Origin of the sequence: Streptomyces sp. NPDC050560 (assembly GCF_044457285.1) — a bacterium.
In the GTDB taxonomy this organism is placed as follows: Bacteria; Actinomycetota; Actinomycetes; order Streptomycetales; family Streptomycetaceae; genus Streptomyces.
Map to the genome: position 1 here is coordinate 620,724 of NZ_JBITGT010000002.1, position 21,380 is coordinate 642,103.

The 21,380-nt window shown below is 74.3% G+C and carries 1 protein-coding gene; it reads left to right on the plus strand.

Going from position 1 to position 21,380, the window contains the following annotated elements; translation table 11 throughout:
- Nucleotides 1-6 precede the first annotated feature (6 nt).
- Nucleotides 7-21,339, plus strand: a complete 21,333-nt coding sequence (locus ACIBIW_RS07250) for a type I polyketide synthase (protein WP_399332835.1) — start codon at nucleotides 7-9, stop codon at nucleotides 21,337-21,339.
- Nucleotides 21,340-21,380 lie beyond the last annotated feature (41 nt).

Consider the following 21,380-nt stretch of genomic DNA (forward strand, 5'->3'; position numbering starts at 1 on the left):
CCAGTGATGAGTGGGCACGGTCGGCGTTCACCGAGTGATGAGGATGGACCAGTGCGGGATGACCAGCAGGACAAGGTCGTCGACTACCTTCGGCGCGTCACGGCCGATCTGCGGCGTTCCCGGCAGCGGGTGCGGGACCTGGAGAGCCGGACGGCGGAGCCGATCGCCGTCGTCGGCATGGCCTGCCGCTTCCCCGGCGGTGTCACCTCGCCCGCGGACCTGTGGCGGCTGGTCAGCGAGGGCACGGACGCGGTGGGGGACTTCCCCGGCGACCGCGGCTGGGACCTCCCCGGTCTCTTCGGCGACGCGGGAGGGCCGCCGCGCTGCGCGACCCGCCGCGGCGGGTTCCTCGACGACGCGGCCGACTTCGACGCCGGGTTCTTCGGCCTGTCGCCGCGCGAGGCGCTGGCGATGGACCCGCAGCAGCGGCTGCTGCTCGAAACGTCCTGGGAGGCGCTGGAGCGGGCGGGTGTCGACGCGAACGCCCTGCGGGGCAGCGACACCGGGGTGTTCGTCGGCGCCTCGGGCACCACGTACGGCAACCTCCTCGGCGACGACTCGACGGGCTTCGTCCTCACCGGCACCGCGGGCGGTGTCCTCTCGGGCCGTATCGCCTACTCGTTCGGGTTCGAGGGGCCCGTCCTCACCGTGGACACCGCCTGCTCCTCGTCGCTGGTGGCGCTGCACACCGCGATGCGCTCGCTGCGCGCGGGACACTGCTCGACGGCGCTGGCCGGCGGCGCCATGGTGCTCGCGGAACCCGACATCTTCGTCGAGTTCACCCGGCAGGGCGGGCTCGCGTCGGACGGCCGCTGCAAGTCGTTCGCGGACGCCGCGGACGGCACCGGATGGGCGGAGGGCGTCGGTGTCCTCGTCGTCGAACGGCTCTCCGACGCCCGCGAACGCGGCCACGAGGTGCTCGCGGTGCTGCGCGGCTCCGCCGTCAACTCCGACGGCGCCTCCAACGGCCTCACCGCGCCCAACGGCCCCTCCCAGCAGCGGCTGATCAGGGCCGCGCTCGCCGACGCCGGCCTCGGTCCCGGCGACGTCGACGTCATCGAGGCGCACGGCACGGGCACCAGGCTCGGGGACCCGGTGGAGGCGCAGGCGCTGCTCGCCACCTACGGGCAGGACCGCCCGCGGCCCGCGCTGCTCGGCTCCCTGAAGTCGAACATCGGGCACACCCAGGCCGCCGCGGGCGTCGCCGGTGTGATCAAGATGGTGGAGGCGGTCAGGCGCGGCGAGGTGCCGCCCAGCCTGCACATCGACGCCCCCTCGTCGCACGTGGACTGGTCGGACGGCGCGATCGAGCTGCTGACCGAGGCGCGGCCCTGGCCGGAGACGGGCGCCCCGCGCCGCGCCGCCGTGTCCTCCTTCGGCATCAGCGGCACCAACGCGCACGTCATCGTGGAACAGGCCCCGGCCCCCGAGCCCGAGGGCACCGCCGAGAACGACGACGCCCCCGCGGCCGACACCACCCTCACGCTCCGTATCGCCCCCCTGACGAGCCCGGTGCCATGGGTGGTGTCCGCCCGCTCCGCCGCGGCGCTCGACGCGTCGCTCGCCCGGCTCACCGCGCACGCCGACACCACCGCGGCCACCCCCGCCGACATCGGCTTCTCCCTCGCGGGCCGCGCCGCCCTGCCGCACCGCGCGGTGCTCGTCGCCCGCCCCGACGGCGGCCGCACCGAGGTGGCGCGCGGGGTCGCGGGGGAGCGGCTGCTCGGCGCGCTGTTCGCCGGGCAGGGCGCCCAGCGCCTCGGCATGGGCCGCGAACTCCACGGCAGATACGCGCGGTTCGCGACCGCCCTCGACGACGTCACCGCGCACTTCCCCGGCCTGCGCGAGGTGCTGTGGGGCACGGAGCCCGAGGCGCTCGACAGGACGGGCTGGGCGCAGCCCGCGCTGTTCGCCGTCGAGGTCGCCCTGTACCGGCTCGTCGAGTCGTTCGGTGTCGTGCCCGAGTACGTCGCGGGCCACTCGGTCGGCGAGATCGCGGCGGCGCATGTGGCGGGGGTGCTGTCGCTGCCCGACGCGTGCGCGCTGGTGTCGGCGCGGGCCAGGCTGATGGAGGCGCTGCCACGCGGCGGCGCCATGGTCGCCCTTGAGGCCACCGAGGCCGAGGTGGCGCCGCTGCTGACGGGCGGTGTGTCGATCGCCGCCGTGAACAGCCCGTACACGGTCGTGGTGGCGGGCGCGGAGGACGAGGTGGCGGCGGTGGTCGCGGCGTTCGGCGACCGCCGCACCTCGCGCCTGCGGGTCTCGCACGCGTTCCACTCGCCGCTGATGGCGCCGATGCTCGACGCCTTCCGCGACGCCGTGAGCGTACTCACCTTCCACGAGCCCGAGATACCGATGGTGTCCATGCTGACCGGCGAACCGGTCACGAACGGGCTCCTCACCACCCCCGACTACTGGGTGGAACACGTCCGTTGCACCGTCAGGTTCGCGGACGGGGTGCGCGCCCTCGGCAGGGCCGGGGTGAACGCGTTCGTGGAGATCGGCCCCGACAGCACCCTCAGCACCCTCGCCGAGGACTCCCTCGACGCGGGGTCCCTCGCCGTGCCGCTGCTGCACAAGGAGCGCGCCGAGACCACCGCCCTGCACACCGGCCTCGCCCGGCTGCACACCGCGGGCGTCGGGGTGGACTGGCGGGCGCTGTTCGACGGCACCGGCGCCCGCCGTGTCGACCTGCCCACCTACCCGTTCCAGCGCGAGCGGTACTGGCCGGTCGCGGAACCGGCCGCCGCCCAGGACCCGGTGGACGCCGAGTTCTGGGCCGCCGTCGAGCGCGGCGACCTCAGCGGCCTCGGCGTCGCGGGCGACACCCTCGGCGCCGCCCTGCCCGCGCTCGCCGCCTGGCGCGAGAGCAGGGTGCGGCGCGCCGCGTCCGGCGACCGGCGCTACCGCGTCGAGTGGGAGCCGCTGCCCGAGCCGCCCGCGGACGCCGCGGGCACCTGGCTCGCGCTGGTCCCCGCGAGCGCCGCCGACGACCCGTGGACCCGGGCCGCCCTCGCCCTCCTCGGCCCCGCCACCACCCACGTCACCCTCGCCGAGGACCCCGAACCCGCCGCGCTCGCCGACCGCCTCGCGGCACTCCTCGCCGACACCGCCGCGTACACCGGCATCGTCGCGCTGCCCGCCCCGCAGGGCGCGGGCCCCGAAGGCGCCACGCCGCCCGCCCTGACCACCGCCCTCGCGCTCGTACGCGCCGTGCCCGCGCTCGGCGCCGAGGCGCCCCCGCTGTGGTGCCTCACCAGGGACGCCCTGCGGGTGCTGCCAGGGGACCTGGCGGCCGGGCTCGACGGCGCCGCCGTGTGGGGCCTCGGCCGGGTCGCCGCCCTGGAGCACCCGGCCGCGTTCGGCGGCCTCGTCGACCTGCCCGCCGACACCGCCCACCTCGACGAGGACGCCGGACGCAGGCTGCGCGGCATCCTCACCACACCGCACGGCGAGGACCAACTCGCCCTGCGCGACGACGGGATACGCGCCCGCCGCCTGGTGCGCGCCGCCGCCCCCCTCGGCGCCCCCGCCGCCGCGCCGCACACCCTCTCGGGCACCGTCCTCATCACCGGCGGCACCGGCGGACTCGGCGGCCATCTGGCGCGCTGGGCCGCCGACGCGGGCGCGGACCACCTCGTGGTCGTCGGCAGGCGCGGCGCCGCCGCGCCGGGCGCCACCGCGCTCGCCGAGGAACTGCGCGCCGCGGGCACCCTGGTCACCCTCGCCGCGTGCGACGTCACCGACCGCGCCGCGCTCGCCGCGCTCCTCGCCGCCGTCCCCGCGGAACACCCCCTCACCGCCGTCCTGCACGCCGCGGGCGCCATCTCGGAAGAACCCCTCGCCGCACTCGGCCCCGCCCGGCTCGCCGAGATCACCGGCGCGAAACTCGTCGGCGCCCGCAACCTCCACGAGCTGACCAGGGACCACCCGGTCGACACGTTCGTGCTGTTCTCCTCCATCGCCGGCATCTGGGGCAGCGGCGGCCAGGCCGCCTACGCGGCCGCCAACGCCTACCTCGACGCGCTCGCGGAACACCGCGCCGCCGCGGGCCTGCCCGCCACGGCCGTGTCCTGGGGCGCCTGGGCCCGCGCGGGCATGGTCGCGGACGCCGCGAGCGCCGAGCGGCTGCGCGCCCTCGGCGTCCTGCCCATGGAGCCCGAGGACGCCATCGGCGACCTGCGGCAGGCCCTCGACGAGGGCCTGACCACGCTCACCGTCGCCCGTATCGACTGGGAACGCTTCACCGCGGCGTTCACCGCGGTCCGCCGCAGCCCGCTCCTCGACGGCGTTCCCGAGGCCCGCCGGGCGGTCGAGGCGGCGGCCGCGGCCACCGCGGACGGCGACCCCGGCGACATCCGCCGCCGCGTCCTCGCCCTGCCGGGACCCGACCGGCTCGCCTGGGCCCTCGACCTCGTACGCGCACGCGCCGCCGACGTACTGGGCCACGAAGGCCCGGACGCGGTCGGCCCCGAGGCCGCCTTCCACGACCTCGGCTTCGGCTCGCTGACCGCCGTCGGGCTGCGCAACGAACTCGTCGCCGGGACCGGTCTCTCGCTGCCGTCCACGATCGTCTTCGACTATCCGACCCCGCACGCCCTCGCGGAACACCTCCTCCACGAGTTCGCGGGCACCGGCCAGGAGACGGCCGAGGAGCCCCCGGCGCCCGCGCCCGCCGCGGCCGACGACACCGACCCCGTCGTCATCGTCGGCATGAGCTGCCGCCTGCCGGGCGGCATCGACTCGCCCGAGGACCTGTGGCGCGCCCTGCTCGAAGGCGCCGACGCCACCGGCGACTTCCCCACCGACCGCGACTGGGACCTCGCGGAACTCCTCGACGACGAGCACGGCACGAGCGCCACCCGGCGCGGCGGCTTCCTGCCCGCCGTCGCCGGTTTCGACGCCGGGTTCTTCGGGATCTCCCCGCGCGAGGCCACCGCCATGGACCCGCAGCAGCGGCTGCTGCTCGAAACGTCCTGGGAGGCGCTGGAGCGCACCGGGGTCGACCCGGCGGCCCTGCGCGGCAGCCGCACCGGCGTCTTCGTCGGCAGCAACGGGCAGGACTATCAGCACCTGGTGTCCGTCGGCTCCTCCGCCGCCGACGGACACGGCCTCACCGGTCTCTCCGCGAGCGTCATCTCCGGCCGTGTCTCCTACGCGTTCGGCTTCGAGGGCCCCGCCGTCACCGTGGACACCGCCTGCTCGTCGTCGCTGGTGGCACTGCACCTGGCGGCGCAGGCGCTGCGCGCGGGCGAGTGCACGCTCGCCCTCGCGGGCGGCATCACCGTCATGTCGACCCCCGGCGTCTTCGTGGAGTTCTCCCGCCAGAACGGCCTGTCGGGCGACGGCCGCTGCAAGGCGTACGCGGAGTCCGCCGACGGCGTCGGCTGGGCCGAGGGCGTCGGCCTCCTCGTCCTCGAACGCCGCTCCGACGCGCTCGCCGCCGGGCACGACATCCTCGCGGTGGTCCGCGGCACCGCCGTCAACCAGGACGGCGCGTCCAACGGCCTCACCGCGCCCAACGGCCCCTCCCAGCAGCGCGTCATCACCTCCGCCCTCGCCGGGGCCGGGCTCACCGCCGCCGATGTGGATGTGGTGGAGGGCCATGGCACCGGGACCATGCTCGGCGACCCGATCGAGGCCGGGGCCCTCCTCGCCACCTACGGCCAGGACCGCGGGACACCGCTTCTGCTCGGCTCCGTGAAGTCGAACATCGGCCACACCCAGGCCGCGGCGGGTGCCGCGGGCATCATCAAGATGGTCATGGCGATGCGGTACGGGGTCGTCCCGAGGACGCTGCACGTCGACGCGCCCTCGTCGCACGTCGACTGGTCCGCGGGCGCCGTCGAACTCGTCTCCGAGAACACCGACTGGCCGCTCGTGGACCGCCCGCGCCGCGCCGGTGTCTCGGCCTTCGGCATCAGCGGCACCAACGCCCACGTCGTCGTCGAACAGGCCCCCCTCGCCACCGCCCCCGAGGAACCCCTCCCCGACACGGCCGCCCCCGCCACCGTCCCCTGGGTGGTGTCGGCGAAGTCCCCCGCGGCCCTCGACACCCAACTGGCCCGCCTCACCGCACACGCCGCCGACCTCGGTCTCTCCCCGGTCGACGTCGGCTGGTCCCTGCTGGACCGCTCGGACTTCGCACACCGCGCGGTGCTGCTGGGCTCGGCGGACGGCGCTCCCGAGCTGGTACGGGGGCAGGTGGCGCAGGCGTCCGGGCGGGGCTCGCTGGGGATCGTGTTCTCCGGGCAGGGCTCCCAACGGATCGGCATGGGGCGGGAGTTGTATGCCTCATATCCGGTGTTCGCGGGGGCTTTCGATGAGGTGCTCGGGCATTTCGACGGGTTGCGGGATGTGGTGTGGGGTGCGGATGCGGAGGAGTTGAATCGGACGGGGTGGGCGCAGCCTGCGTTGTTCGCGGTTGAGGTGGGGTTGTTCCGGCTTGCGGAGTCGGTCGGGGTGAAGCCCTCGTACCTCGGTGGGCATTCGATTGGTGAGGTGGCTGCGGCGCATGTGGCGGGGGTGTTGTCGCTGGCGGATGCGTGTGTGCTCGTGTCGGCGCGTGCGCGGCTGATGGAGGCGCTGCCTGAGGGCGGTGCGATGGTCGCGGTGCAGGCCGCCGAGGACGAGGTCACGCCGCTGCTCACCGACGGTGTGTCGATCGCGGCGGTCAACGGGCCTACCTCCGTGGTGGTGTCGGGCGAGACAACCGCGGTGTGGGCGGTGGTCGCCGGGCTGCCGGGGCGCAAGACGTCGCGGCTTCGGGTGTCGCACGCGTTCCACTCGCCGCTGATGGACCCGATGCTCGACGAATTCCGGGCGGCCATCGCGGGGTTGGAGTTCCACGAGCCCGAGATTCCCGTCGTGTCGAATGTGACGGGTGCTGTTGCCGGGCCGGGTCTTGTGACGGACCCCGGCTACTGGGTGCGGCACGTTCGCGAAGCCGTACGTTTCGCGGATGGTCTGACGGCCATGCGGGAGGCCGGAGTCGGTACGGTCCTCGAACTAGGCCCGGACGGCGTACTGACCGCGATGGCGGGTGCGGTGCTCGAAGAGGCCGTCGCCGTGGCCGGGTTGCGCAAGGACCGGGAGGAGCCGGCCGCGTGGCTGACCGCCCTCGGCTCGCTGTACACGGCCGGTGTGCCGGTCGACTGGCGCGCGCTGTTCACCGAGTTCGGTGTCCCGCTCTACCGCGTGGAACTGCCCACGTACGCCTTCCAGCACGAGCGTTACTGGCCCGCGGTGGTGCGCGGGGCCGGTGATCCGGCGGGGCTCGGGCAGCAGGCGCTCGGGCATCCGCTGCTGGGCGCCGCGGTGGGGCTCGCGGGGGACGACGGGCTCGTCTTCACCTCGCGCCTCTCGGTCGGCAGCCTCCCCTGGCTCGGCGACCACCGCGTCAAGGGCCGTGTGCTGTTCCCCGGCACCGGCTTCGTGGAGCTGGCGATCAGGGCCGCCGACGAGGTCGGCTGCGGGCGGGTGGAGGAGCTGACGCTCGCGGCGCCGCTCGTCGTGCCGGAGTCGGACGCCGTACAACTCCAGTTGCGGATCGGCGCGCCCGACGCGGTCGGGCGGCGCGCGGTCGGTGTGTACGCGCGGCCCGAGGGCGGTGTCGAGGCGCCGTGGACCACGCACGCCTCGGGATCGCTCGTCCCCGGCACCCCTGACGCGGCGCCCGCCACCGACCAGACGCCGTGGCCGCCGGACGACGCCCGGCAGGTGCCGGTCGGCGACTGGTACGACACCCTCGCCGAGCAGGGCTTCGCCTACGGGCCCGTACTGCGCGGCCTGCGCTCGGTGTGGGTGCGCGGCGACGAGGTGTACGCGGAGGCCGCGCTGCCCGGCGAGGCGGCCGACGCCCGGCGCTACGGCATGCATCCCGCGCTGCTCGACGCGTGTCTGCACGCGGCGGCGCTCGCGGGCCCCGACGCCGAGCCCGAGGTGCCGTTCTCCTGGGAGGGCGTGTCGCTGCACGCCTCCGGCGCCTCCCGGGTACGGGTGCGGCTCGTGCCCGGCGAGCGCGGGCTCGCGGTCGACGTCGCTGACCCGTCTGGCGCCCCCGTCATGACGGTACGGGCGCTGGCGCGCCGCCGCTTCGGGCGCGAACAGGCCGCAGGGGGCGCCGCGTTGACGCGTGACGCGCTCTTCGGGGTGGAGTGGGTGCCGGTGGAGGCGCCGGAGGCGTCGGGTGTGGCGCCGGTGGTTGTGGGGTCGGATGTGTTCGGGCTCGGGTTGGCCGAGGTGGCGGGCTTGGACGGGTTGGCCGAGGTGCCGCCGGTTGTGGTGGTGCCGGTGGTCGGGGCTGATGACGTGGTGGTGGATGCGCATGGGCTGGTGGCTTCTGTGCTTTCTGCGGTGCAGGGGTGGGTGGCGGAGGATCGTTTTGCTGGTGGGCGTCTGGTGTTTGTGACGCGGGGTGTGGTGTCGGGTGGGGATGTGGCTGCTGGTGCGGTGTGGGGTCTGGTGCGTTCTGCGATGTCGGAGCATCCGGGCCGGTTCGGGCTCGTCGACCTCGGCGAGGGCTGGACGCCGGAGGCCGTGTCGCGTGCCCTGGCCTCCGATGAGCCGCAGTTGACGGTGGGCGGCGACGGGGTGGCCGCGGCCCGGCTCGCGCGGGTGGCGCCCGGTGCCGCGGCCCCTGCGTGGGACGGCGACGGCACGATCCTCGTCACCGGGGGCACCGGCGGCCTCGGGGCCGTCCTCGTACGGCACCTGGTGACCGAGCACGGCGCGCGGAACCTGCTGCTGGTCAGCCGCCGCGGCCCTGATGCGCCGGGCGCCGCGGAACTCGTCGCGGAGCTGGCGGAGTTGGGCGCCACCGCGGAGGCGGTGGCCTGTGACGTCACCGACCGGGGCGCGCTCGCCGCGCTCCTCGACGCGCGCCCGGTGTCGGCCGTGGTGCACGCGGCGGGTGTGCTGGACGACGGTGTGATCGGTTCGCTCGACGCGGCCCGTCTTGATGCCGTGATGGCGCCGAAGGCGGATGCGGCGTGGCTGCTGCATGAACTGACCGCGGAGCGCGGTGGGTTGTCGGCGTTCGTGATGTTCTCTTCCATCGCGGGCACCCTGGGCACCGCGGGGCAGGCGAACTACGCGGCGGGCAACGCGTTCCTGGACGCGCTCGCCGTACACCGCCGTGCGCTCGGGCTGCCGGGCGTGGCGCTGGCGTGGGGTCCGTGGGACCAGTCGGCCGGCATGACCGGCACCATGGCGGAAGCGGCGGTGGCCCGTCTCGTCAGGGCGGGGATGCCGCCGTTCGCCCCCGAGGACGGCGTCGCGCTCTTCGACGCCGCCCTCGGCACCGGCGCGGCGGCCGTGGCGCCGGTACGCTTCGACACCGCGGCGCTGCGGGCCACCGGCTCCGTGCCCCCGATCCTGCGCGGCCTCGTCGGCGGGACGGTGCGGCGGGTCGCGGGCGCCGGGAGCGCGGCGGGCGCGGACGCGGCCCTGCTCGACCGGCTCGCCGGGCTCGGCCGGGCCGCCCGCCTCGACGCCCTGCTGGCGCTGGTGCGCGCGGAGGCCGCCCGGGTGCTCGGGCACGCCGACCACCGCGACATTCACCCCGAGCGCTCCTTCCGCGAGTTGGGCTTCGACTCCCTCACCGCCGTCGACCTGCGCAACCGGCTCATGGAGACCACGGGCCTGCGGCTCTCGGCGACGCTGGTCTTCGACTACCCCACGAGCGAAGGCGTCGCGGGGTACCTCGCGGCGGAGCTGTTCGGCGACGCCCCAGGCGCCGAACTGTCCCCCGGGACAGCCGCGTTGCCGTCGCTCGACGACGACCCGGTGGTCGTGGTCGGCATGGCCTGCCGCTACCCGGGCGGTATCGGCTCGCCCGACGACCTGTGGCGGCTGGTGGTCAGCGGCGAGGACACGGTGAGCGACTTCCCCGTCAACCGCGGCTGGGACGTCGAAGGACTCTTCGACCCCGACCCCGCCACCCCGGGCCGTACCCATGTGGTGCGCGGTGGATTCCTGCACGACGCGGGCGACTTCGACCCGGAGTTCTTCGACATGAGCCCCCGCGAGAGCGTCGCCACCGACGCCCAGCAGCGGCTGCTCCTCGAAACGTCCTGGGAGGCCCTGGAACACGCGGGCATCGACCCGCGCTCGCTGCGCGGCAGCCGCACCGGGGTCTTCGCGGGCATCATGTACTCCGACTACGGCTTCCTCACCCAGAGCGACGAGCACGCGGGGCTCCAGGGCAGCGGCAGCTCGCCCGCGGTGGCCTCCGGCCGGGTGTCGTACACCTTCGGCTTCGAGGGCCCCGCCGTCACCGTCGACACGGCCTGCTCGTCCTCCCTCGTCGCCCTGCACTCCGCCGCGCAGGCGCTGCGCTCCGGCGAGTGCTCGCTCGCGCTCGCGGGCGGCGCGACGGTGATGTCCACCCCCAGGACCTTCACCGACTTCTCCAGCCAGCGCGGCCTGTCGTCCGACGGCCGCTGCAAGGCGTTCTCCGAGTCCGCCGACGGCGTCGGCTGGTCGGAGGGCGTCGGTCTGCTCGTCCTCGAACGCCGCTCCGACGCGCTCGCCGCAGGGCATGACATCCTCGCGGTGGTCCGCGCCACCGCCGTCAACCAGGACGGCGCCTCCAACGGCCTCGCCGCCCCCAACGGCCCCTCCCAGCAGCGGCTGATCAGGCAGGCGCTCGCGGGCGCGGGCCTGAACACGTCCGACGTGGACGTGGTGGAGGGCCACGGCACCGGCACCACCCTCGGCGACCCCATCGAGGCCCAGGCGCTCCTCGCCACCTACGGGCAGGACCGCGAGATCCCGCTGCTGCTCGGCACGGTCAAGTCGAACATCGGGCACACCCAGGCCGCGGCGGGTGCCGCGGGCATCATCAAGATGATCATGGCGATGCGGTACGGGGTCGTCCCCAAGTCGCTGCACGCGGACACGCCTTCGTCCCATGTGGACTGGTCGGCGGGCGCCGTCGAACTCGTCGCCGAGCACACCGACTGGCCCGAGACGCAGCGCCCGCGCCGCGCCGCCGTGTCGTCGTTCGGCATCGGCGGCACCAACGCCCACGTCATCCTGGAACAGGCCCCCGGCTTCCCGGCACCCGAGGACACCGCAAGGCCGGCAGAACCGGTCTCCTTCCCGGTCCCCTGGGTCGTCTCGGCGAAGTCCCCCGCGGCCCTCGACGCCCAGCTAGCCCGCCTCACCGCACACGCGGCCGGGCGGGATCTGTCACCGGTCGACGTGGGCTGGTCCCTGCTGGGCCGCTCGGACTTCGCGCACCGCGCGGTGCTCCTGGGTTCTGCGGACGGAGCCCCTGAGCTGGTACGGGGGCAGGTGGCGCAGGGGTCCGGGCGGGGTTCGCTGGGTGTCGTGTTCTCCGGGCAGGGCTCCCAACGGATTGGCATGGGGCGTGAGTTGTACGCCCGGTACCCGGTGTTCGCGGGGGCTTTCGATGAAGTGCTGGGGCACTTTGACGGGTTGCGGGATGTGGTGTGGGGTGATGATGCGGAGGAGTTGAATCGGACGGGGTGGGCGCAGCCTGCGTTGTTTGCGGTTGAGGTGGGGTTGTTCCGGCTTGCGGAGTCGGTGGGTGTGAAGCCGTCGTATGTGGGTGGGCATTCGATTGGTGAGGTGGCTGCCGCACATGTGGCGGGGGTGTTGTCGCTTGCCGACGCCTGTGCGCTCGTGTCGGCGCGTGCGCGGTTGATGGAGGCGCTGCCTGAGGGTGGTGCGATGGTGGCGGTGCAGGCGACGGAGGATGAGGTTGCGCCGCTGCTGGGCGAGGGTGTGTCGATTGCTGCGGTGAATGGTTCTACGTCGGTGGTGGTGGCGGGTGTTGAGGCTGCGGTGGAGGCGGTGGTTGCTGGATTGCCGCCGGGGCGGAAGTCGTCGCGGCTTCGGGTGTCGCATGCGTTCCATTCGCCGTTGATGGACCCGATGCTCGATGAATTCCGGGCGGCTATCGCGGGGTTGGAGTTCCGTGAGCCCGCGATTCCCGTCGTGTCGAATGTGACGGGTGCTGTTGCGGGGCCTGGTCTTCTGGTGGACCCCGGCTACTGGGTGCGGCATGTTCGCGAAGCCGTGCGTTTCGCGGATGGTCTGACGGCAATGCAGGAGGCCGGAGTTGGCACGGTCCTGGAACTCGGTCCCGATGGGGTACTGACCGCGATGGCGGGTGCGGTGCTCGAAGAGGGCATCGCCGTGGCGGCGCTGCGTAAGGACTGGGATGAGCCGACCGCCTGGCTGACCTCCCTCGCCACGCTGTACACGATCGGTGTGCCCGTCGACTGGCGGGCGATGTTCACCGGCTCCGGGGCCCGGCGGGTCGCGCTGCCCACCTACGCCTTCCAGCACGAGTGGCTGTGGCCCGCCACCTCCGCACAGTCCCGGGTCGAGTCGCTGGGCCTTGAGACCGGTGGACACCCGCTGCTGGGGGCCGCGGTGCGGTTCGCGGACTCCGACGGGCTGCTCTACACCTCGCGGTGGTCGGTCGCCATGTACCCCTGGCTCGCGGACCATGTCGTCGGCGGCCAGGTGCTGGTGCCGGGCGCCGCGCTGCTCGAACTCGCGGCACGCGTCGGCGACCAGGTCGGCTGCCAGCGCGTCGAGGAGCTGACGATGGCGGCGCCGCTGGTGCTCTCCGAACGCGGCGCGGTCCAGGTGCAGTTGCGGATGGGGGAGCCGGACGAGGGCGGGCGCCGCACCCTCGGGATTCACTCCCGTGACGCGCACGGGGCCGACGACCTCTGGACCCTGCACGCCTCCGGTGTGCTCAGCTCCGTCCCGGCGAAGGAGCCGGACTTCGCGATGGTGGCGTGGCCGCCCGCGGGCGCCGAGCCGCTGGACATCGAGGACTGCTACGAGCGGTTCGCGGACATCGGCTTCGTCTACGGCCCTGTGTTCCAGGGGCTGCGGGCCGCCTGGACCAAGGAAGGCGAGCTGTACGCGGAGGTGGCGCTGCCCGACCGGGTACTCGACGCCGGAAGCTACGGGCTGCACCCCGCGCTGCTCGACTCGGGACTGCACGCCGTACTGCTTGCGGCGCTCGACGGGGCCGGCGGCCACGGCTCCGTGGGGGTGCCGTTCTCCTGGCAGGGCGTCTCGCTCCCGTCGTCGGGCGCGACGGCGGCCCGGGTCCGTATCCGCCATGCGGGCGAGGGCAGTTACGCGATCGCCTTCGCGGACAGCGTGGGCGGGGTGCTGGCCTCGGTCGAGACACTGGTCGTACGCGCGGTGAGCGGCGGCGGGGCCGCGGCACGGACGCGTGACGCCCTGTTCGGGGTGGAGTGGGTGCCGGTGGAGGTGCCGGGGGCGTCGGCTGTGGCGCCGGTGGTCGTGGGGTCCGATGTGTTCGGGCTCGGGTACGACTCCGTGGCCGACCTGCGGGGGCTCGTCGATGTGCCGTCGGTTGTGGTGGTGCCGGTGGTGGGGCGCGGTGGTGTGGTGGCGGATGCGCATGGGCTTGCGGCTTCCGCGCTCGGCCTCGTACAGGAGTGGGTGTCCGGCGATCGGTTCGCTGGTGGGCGTCTGGTGTTTGTGACGCGGGGTGTGGTGTCGGGTGGGGATGTGGCGGCTGGTGCGGTGTGGGGTCTGGTGCGTTCTGCGATGTCGGAGCATCCGGGCCGGTTCGGGCTCGTCGACCTCGGCGAGGGCTGGACGCCGGAGTGGGTGTCGCGTGCCCTGGCCTCGGACGAGCAGCAGTTGGCCGTCACCGGCGAGGGTGTGACCACGGCGCGGCTGGCGCGTGTCGCCCCCGACGCCGGGCCCGCCGTGGCTCCCGAGTGGGACGCGGACGGTACGGTGCTGGTCACGGGCGGCACCGGTGGTCTCGGTGCGCTGGTGGCGCGGCATCTGGTGGCGGAGCACGGGGTGCGGAGTCTGCTGCTGGTCAGCCGCCGCGGTCCCAACGCGCCGGGCGCCGCCGCACTGGTGGAGGAGCTTTCCGGACTCGGCGCCACCGCCGAGGTGATGGCGTGCGACGTCACCGACAGGTACGCCCTGGCCAGCCTCCTGGACAGCCGTCCCGTGTCCGCCGTGGTGCACACGGCGGGTGTGCTGGACGACGGTGTGATCGGTTCGCTCGACGCGGCCCGTCTTGACGCCGTGATGGCGCCGAAGGTGGATGCGGCGTGGCTGTTGCATGAACTGACCGCGGAGCGCGGTGGGTTGTCGGCGTTCGTGATGTTCTCTTCCATCGCGGGCACCCTCGGCACCGCGGGGCAGGCGAACTACGCGGCGGGCAACGCGTTCCTCGACACCCTGGCCGCACACCGCCGTGCGCTCGGGCTGCCGGGCGTGGCGCTCGCGTGGGGCCCCTGGGACCAGGCGGCCGGGATGACCGGCACCCTGGACGAGGCGGCCGCGGCCCGGCTGGCCCGCTCGGGGATGCCGCCGCTCGCCCCCGAGGACGGCCTCGCGCTCTTCGACGCCGCCCTCGGCACGGGCGCGGCGGCCGTGGCGCCGGTACGGATCGACGCGGCGGCGCTGCGGGCCACCGGCTCCGTGCCCCCGATCCTGCGCGGCCTGGTCCGCGGGGCGGGCAGACGGGCCGCCGCGGCCGCCGGTACCGCCGCATCCGACGCGACACATCTCGACCGGCTGGCCGCGCTCGGCCGCGCCGAACGCCTCGACGCGCTGGTCGCCCTGGTCTGCACGGAGGCGGCCCGGGTGCTGCGGTACGCCGACCACCGGAAGATCCACCCGGAGCGTTCGTTCCGCGAGTTGGGCTTCGACTCCCTCGCCGCCGTCGACCTGCGCAACCGGCTCATGGAGACCACGGGCCTCCGGCTGCCCGCGACGCTGGTCTTCGACTACCCCACGAGCGAAGGACTCGCCGGACACCTGGCGGCGGAGTTGTTCGGCGACACCCCCGGCGCCGAACTGGCGCCCGAGGCGGTTTCGTTGCCGTCGTTGGACGACGATCCGGTGGTTGTGGTGGGGATGGGGTGTCAGTACCCGGGTGGGGTGGCGTCGCCTGAGGATTTGTGGCGGTTGGTGAGTGAGGGTACGGATGCGGTGTCGGGGTTCCCGACGAACCGTGGCTGGGATCTGGAGGGGTTGTTCGATCCGGACCCGGACCGTGCGCGTACGTCCTACGCGCGTTCCGGCGGTTTCCTGCATGAGGCTGGGGAGTTTGACCCGGCGTTCTTCGGGATGAGTCCGCGTGAGGCGGTGGCGACGGATGCTCAGCAGCGGTTGTTGTTGCAGACGACGTGGGAGGCGTTGGAGCGGGCGGGGATCGATCCTGCGTCGTTGCGTGGCAGTCGTACGGGTGTGTTCGCGGGCGTCATGTACTCCGACTACGCCGGGTTGCTCGGCGGCGAGGAGTTCGAGGGGTTCCTGGGCAACGGGGCGGCGTCGAGCGTGGCGTCGGGCCGGGTGGCGTACACGTTCGGTTTCGAGGGTCCTGCGGTGACCGTGGACACGGCGTGCTCGTCGTCGCTGGTGGCGCTGCACTGGGCGGCGCAGGCGCTCCGTTCGGGTGAGTGCTCGCTCGCGCTCGCCGGTGGGGCCACCGTGATGGCGACGCCTGCCGCGTTCGTGGAGTTCTCCCGGCAGCGCGGTCTGGCGGCGGACGGGCGGTGCAAGGCGTTCTCGGAGTCCGCGGACGGTGTGGGCTGGTCTGAGGGGGTGGGCCTGCTGGTCCTGGAGCGGCGGTCGGACGCCATCGCAAACGGCCACGACATCCTCGCGGTGATCCGCAACAGCGCCATCAACCAGGACGGCGCGTCCAACGGCCTCACCGCCCCCAACGGGCCCTCCCAACAGCGGCTGATCCGCGAGACGTTGGCGGGCGCGGGCCTGAAGACGTCCGACGTGGACGTGGTCGAGGGCCATGGCACCGGTACGAAGCTCGGCGACCCGATCGAGGCCCAGGCGCTGCTGTCCACCTACGGGCAGGACCGGGAGAACCCGCTGCTGCTCGGCACCGTCAAGTCGAACCTGGGGCACACCCAGGCGGCGGCGGGTGTCGCGGGCATCATCAAGATGATCGAGGCGATGCGGCACGGCGTGGTCCCCAGGTCGCTGTACGCGGACGAGCCTTCGTCCCATGTGGACTGGTCGGCGGGCGCCGTCGAACTGGTCACGGCCAACACGGAGTGGCCCGTGGTCGACCGCCCCAGGCGTGCGGCGGTGTCGTCGTTCGGTATCAGCGGTACGAACGCGCACGTCATCCTGGAGCAGGGTCCCGGGGCAGTACTCGAACCGGCCGAAGCGACGACCGCCCCAGAACCTGTCACCGACCCGGTGCCGTGGGTGCTGTCCGCGAAGTCCCCCGCCGCCCTCGACGAGCAGTGGGCACGCCTGGCCGAGGCGGTCGCCGGGCTCTCCCCGGTCGACGTCGGCTGGTCCCTGCTGGCCCGCTCCGACCTCGACCACCGTGCCGTACTGCTGAGTTCGCAGGACGGCTCGTACGAGATCGCCCGCGGAGAGACCACCGGTACCGGCACGCTCGGCGTCGTCTTCTCCGGGCAGGGGGCGCAACGCCTCGGTATGGGGCGGGAGTTGTACGCGCGGTATCCGATGTTCGCGGCTGCCTTCGACGAGGTGCTGGCGTACTTCGACGGGCTGCGGGATGTGGTCTGGGGTGATGACGCCGAGGAGTTGAATCGGACGGGGTGGGCGCAGCCTGCGTTGTTCGCGGTTGAGGTGGGGTTGTTCCGGCTTGCGGAGTCGGTCGGGGTGAAGCCCTCACACGTCGGTGGGCATTCGATTGGTGAGGTGGTTGCGGCGCATGTGGCGGGGGTGTTGTCGCTTGCCGACGCGTGTGCGCTCGTATCGGCGCGTGCGCGGCTCATGGAGGCGTTGCCCGAAGGCGGCGCCATGGTGGCGGTACAGGCTGCCGAGGACGAGGTCACGCCGCTGCTCACCGACGGTGTCTCGATCGCGGCCGTGAACGGGCCCCGTGCCGTGGTGGTGGCCGGTGTCGAGGACGCCGTGGAGGCGGTGGCGGGGAAGCTGGGCGCCGAGGGGCGCAAGACGTCCCGTCTGCGGGTCTCGCACGCGTTCCACTCGCCGCTGATGGACCCGATGCTCGACGCATTCCGGTCGGCCATAGCCGAGTTGGACTTCCGTGAGCCCGAGATTCCCGTCGTGTCGAACGTGACCGGAACCCTCGCCGGGCCGGGGCAGCTCACCGACCCCGGCTACTGGGTGCGGCACGTCCGTGAGGCCGTACGGTTCGCGGACGGTCTGACGGCCATGCGGGAAGCCGGAGTTGACGCCCTTCTCGAACTCGGTCCCGACGGTGTGCTGACCGCCATGGCGGGCGCGGTTCTTGAAGAGACCGCCGCCGTACCCGCCCTGCGCAAGGACAGGGACGAGCCCACCGCCTGGCTCACCGCCCTCGCCACACTCCACACCACCGGCGTCTTCGTCGACTGGCGTGCGCTGTTCGCCGGTTCGGGGGCGCGCCGGGTCGCGCTGCCCACCTACGCCTTCCAGTCGCGGCCCTACTGGCCGAAGCCGCTCGCGGCGGCGGGGGACGCGGCCGGGCTCGGGCTCGTCGCCGCCGGGCACCCGCTGCTGGGCGCCGCGGTCGAACTTGCCGGGGGCGACGGGCTGTTGTTCACCTCGCGGCTCTCGCTCGCCACCCAGCCCTGGCTGGCCGACCACCGCGTGAACGAGCGGGTCCTGCTGCCGGGCACCGGCTTCCTCGAACTCGCCGTGCGGGCCGGGGACCAGGTCGGCTGCGGACAGGTCGACGAGATCATGTTCGCGACGCCGCTGGTGCTGCCCGAGACGGGCGCCGTACAGCTCCAGCTCGCGGTGGCCGCCGCGGGCGAGGACGGGCGGCGCGGCTTCGAGGTGTTCTCGCGGCCCGAGGGCGACGGCGCCTGGGCGCGGCACGCGAGCGGTGTGCTCGCACCGGGCGCGCCGGAGCCCGCCGCCGGGACCGGCGGGGCCTGGCCGCCGCCCGGCGCCGAGGAGGCCGCCCTCGACGGTGTCTACGAGACGGCGGCGGAGCGCGGCCTCGACTACGGGCCCGGCTTCCGGGGCCTGCGCAGGGCGTGGACACACCCGGAGCGCGACGGCGAGGTCTACGCCGAGGTTGCGCTGCCCGGCACCGGCGACGAGCCGGGCGACGGGGACGCGTTCGCGCTGCACCCGGCGCTCCTCGACGCCGTACTCCACCCGCTGTTCCTGATCTCGCGGCGGCCCGCGCTGCCGTTCACCTGCGAAGGTCTCGTGCTGCACGCGAGTGGGGCCAACGCCGCGCGCGCCGTGCTGCGCACCCTCGCCGAGGACGGCGAGTCGCGGACCGTGTCCGTCGAACTCACCGATGCCACCGGGGCGCCCGTCGCCTCGATCCGCGCGCTGACCCTGCGCGCCATGAGCGGCGCCGCACTGCCCGCCACGGGCGGCGGCGAGGACGACGCGCTGTTCCGCCTCGACTGGCAGCCCGTGCCCGAGCCCGACGCCACCGAGCCGCCGCGCTGGGCGGTGCTCGGCGCCGACCCGCTGCGCTGCGGCGGCACCGCCCACGCCGACCTCGCGGCGCTCACCGCCGCGCTCGACGCGGGCGCCGACACCCCGGAACTGGTCATCCTCACCGCCACGGCCGAAGCCGCCACGGCCGAAACCACCACGCACGAAGCCGCCATGCTCGAAACCGCCACCCGCGAAACCGCCACGGACGGCACTGCCACCCGCGAAACCGCCACGGACGGCACTGCCACCCGCGAACCCGCCGTTCCTGGCGCAGACTCCGGCGTCGCTGCCGCGGCGCACGCCGTCGCCCGGCGGGTCCTCGCCGCGGTGCGTGACCTGCTCGCCGACGAGCGGTACGCCGACACCAGGCTCGCGGTGCTCACCGACCGCGCCGCCGCGCTGCCGGGGGACCGCGCCACGGACCTGGCCGCCGCACCCGCGTGGGGGCTCATACGGGCCGCCGCGACGGAGAACCCCGGCAGGTTCCTGCTCGTCGACCTCGACGGGGCGCGGGACGCCGCCGACGTGCTGCCGCAGGCGCTCGCCACCGGCCTCGACCAGCTCGCGGTGCGCGGCACCGAGCTGTTCACCCCGCGTCTGGTGCGCGCCGCGGGCGCCCAGGACCTCGACGTGCCCGACACCGCCGCGTACCGGCTCGAAAGCGTCGGCACTGGCACCCTCGGCAACCTGCGGCTCGTCGCCTCGCCCGAGGCCGAACAGCCGCTGGGCGAGGGGCAGGTGCGGGTCGGGGTGCGGGCCGCCGGGCTCAACTTCCGCGACGTGCTCACCACCCTCGGCATGGTCACCGGGCAGAGCCTGCTCCTCGGCGGTGAGGGCGCGGGAGTCGTCCTCGACGTCGGCCCCGGCGTCACGGGACTCGCGCCCGGTGACCGGGTGATGGGCTGCTTCGACGCCGCGTTCGGCACCGTCGCCGTCGCCCACGCCACCTCGCTCGTCCCGATTCCGCGCGGCTGGGACTTCGGCCCCGCGGCCGCCGTGCCCGTCACCCACCTCACCGCCTACTACGGCTTGGTGGACCTCGGCGGGGTCGGCCCAGGCGACCGGGTCCTCGTGCACGCCGCCGCGGGCGGTGTCGGCGTCGTCGCGGTACGGCTCGCCCAGCACCTCGGCGCCGAGGTGTACGGCACCGCCAGCCCCGGCAAGTGGCATGTGCTGCGGGCCATGGGCCTGGACGACGACCACATCGCGAACTCCCGCGACCTCGGCTTCGCCGACCGCTTCCCCCCGATGGACGCCGTACTCAACTCCCTCGCCGGGGAGTTCACCGACGCCTCGCTCGGACTGCTGCGCGACGGCGGCCGGTTCCTCGACATGGGCAAGACCGACATCCGCGACGCCGACGAGGTGCGCGCCCGGTACCCGGGCGTCAGCTACCGGGTGTACGACATCGGCACCCTCGCCAGGCCGGAACCCGGTGTGCCGGGCGCGGCACCCGAGCGGATGCGGGAGATCCTGCTCGCCGTGCTCGACCTGTTCGAGCGCGGGGTGCTCGCGCCGCCGGAGATCACCAGTTGGCCGCTGCGGCGGGCCCCCGAGGCGTTCCGGTTCATGTCCGCGGCCCGCAACGTCGGCAAGATCGTGCTGACGGTGCCCGCGCCGCTCGACCCGGACGGCACCGTCCTCGTCACCGGCGGCACCGGGCTCCTCGGCGCCCACGCCGCCCGCCGCATGGTCGTCGAGTACGGCGCCCGCCGGCTGGTGCTCGCGGGACGCAGCGGCCCCGACGCGGCGGGCGCCCGGGAACTCTGCGCGGAACTGGCCGAACTCGGTGCCGAGGCACGGGTGGTGGCGTGCGACGCCGCCGACCCGCGGGCGCTCGCCGGGCTCCTCGCCGACATCCCGGCCGACCGGCCGCTCACGGCGGTCGTGCACAGCGCGGGCGTCCTGGACGACGGCGTCGCCGCCACCATGACGGACCGTCAACTCGCCGCCGTACTACGGCCCAAGGTCGACGCGGGCTGGCTGCTGCACGAGCTGACCAGGGACATGGACCTCGCCGCCTTCGTCCTCTACTCGTCGGTGTCCGGGGTGCTCGGCTCGCCGGGTCAGGCCAACTACGCCGCCGCCAACACCTTCGTCGACGCGCTCGCCGCACACCGGGCCCGCCTTGGGCTGCCCGCGGTCTCCCTCGCCTGGGGCCCCTGGGCCGCGGGCGGCGGCATGACGGGACAGCTCTCCGAGGCCGACCTGCGGCGGATGGCACGGGCCGGGATGCGCCCGCTGGAGATCGACGACGGCATGGCCCTGTTCGGACGCGCCCTGTTCGCGCCAGGACTCGGCGGCACGGAACCCGCGCTCGTCGCCGCCCGCCTCGACCACGACGCGCTGCGCGCACTCGGCGACCGGCTGCCCGGCGTGTTCCGGGGCCTGGTGCGCACCGCGCCGCGGCGGGCCGCGGCGAAGGACACCGCACAGCCCGCGGGGTCGCTCGCCGACCGGCTGGCCGCGACCCCGGCCGCCGACCGCCCCGCGGCCGTCCTCGACACGGTGCGCACCCAGGTCGCCGCCGTCCTCGGCCACGAGGGCAGGGAGGCCGTGCGCCCCAGGACGGCGTTCAAGGAACTCGGCTTCGACTCGCTGACCTCCGTCGAACTGCGCAACCGGCTCAGCACCGTCACCGGGCTCAGGCTCCCCGTCACCGTCGTCTTCGACTACCCGAACGCCGCCGAACTCTCCGCGTACGTCCTGGAACAGCTCGGCGACGGCATCGGCGACGGAGAGGACACGGGCGCCGACACCCTCGACGGGCTTGAGGCCGCCCTGCGGGACGGCACCGCGCCGCAGCCGGAACGCCTCGCGGCCCGGCTGCGGGAACTGCTCGACCTGTGCACACCGGCGGCCGGGGGGCCGCAGCCGGCCCGCCCCGATCTGGGCTCCGCGTCCGACGACGAACTGTTCGCGTTCGTGGACGAGTTGGGCTGAGGCGGCCATGACCCATCACTACGGCAAGGCGGGGGACTGAT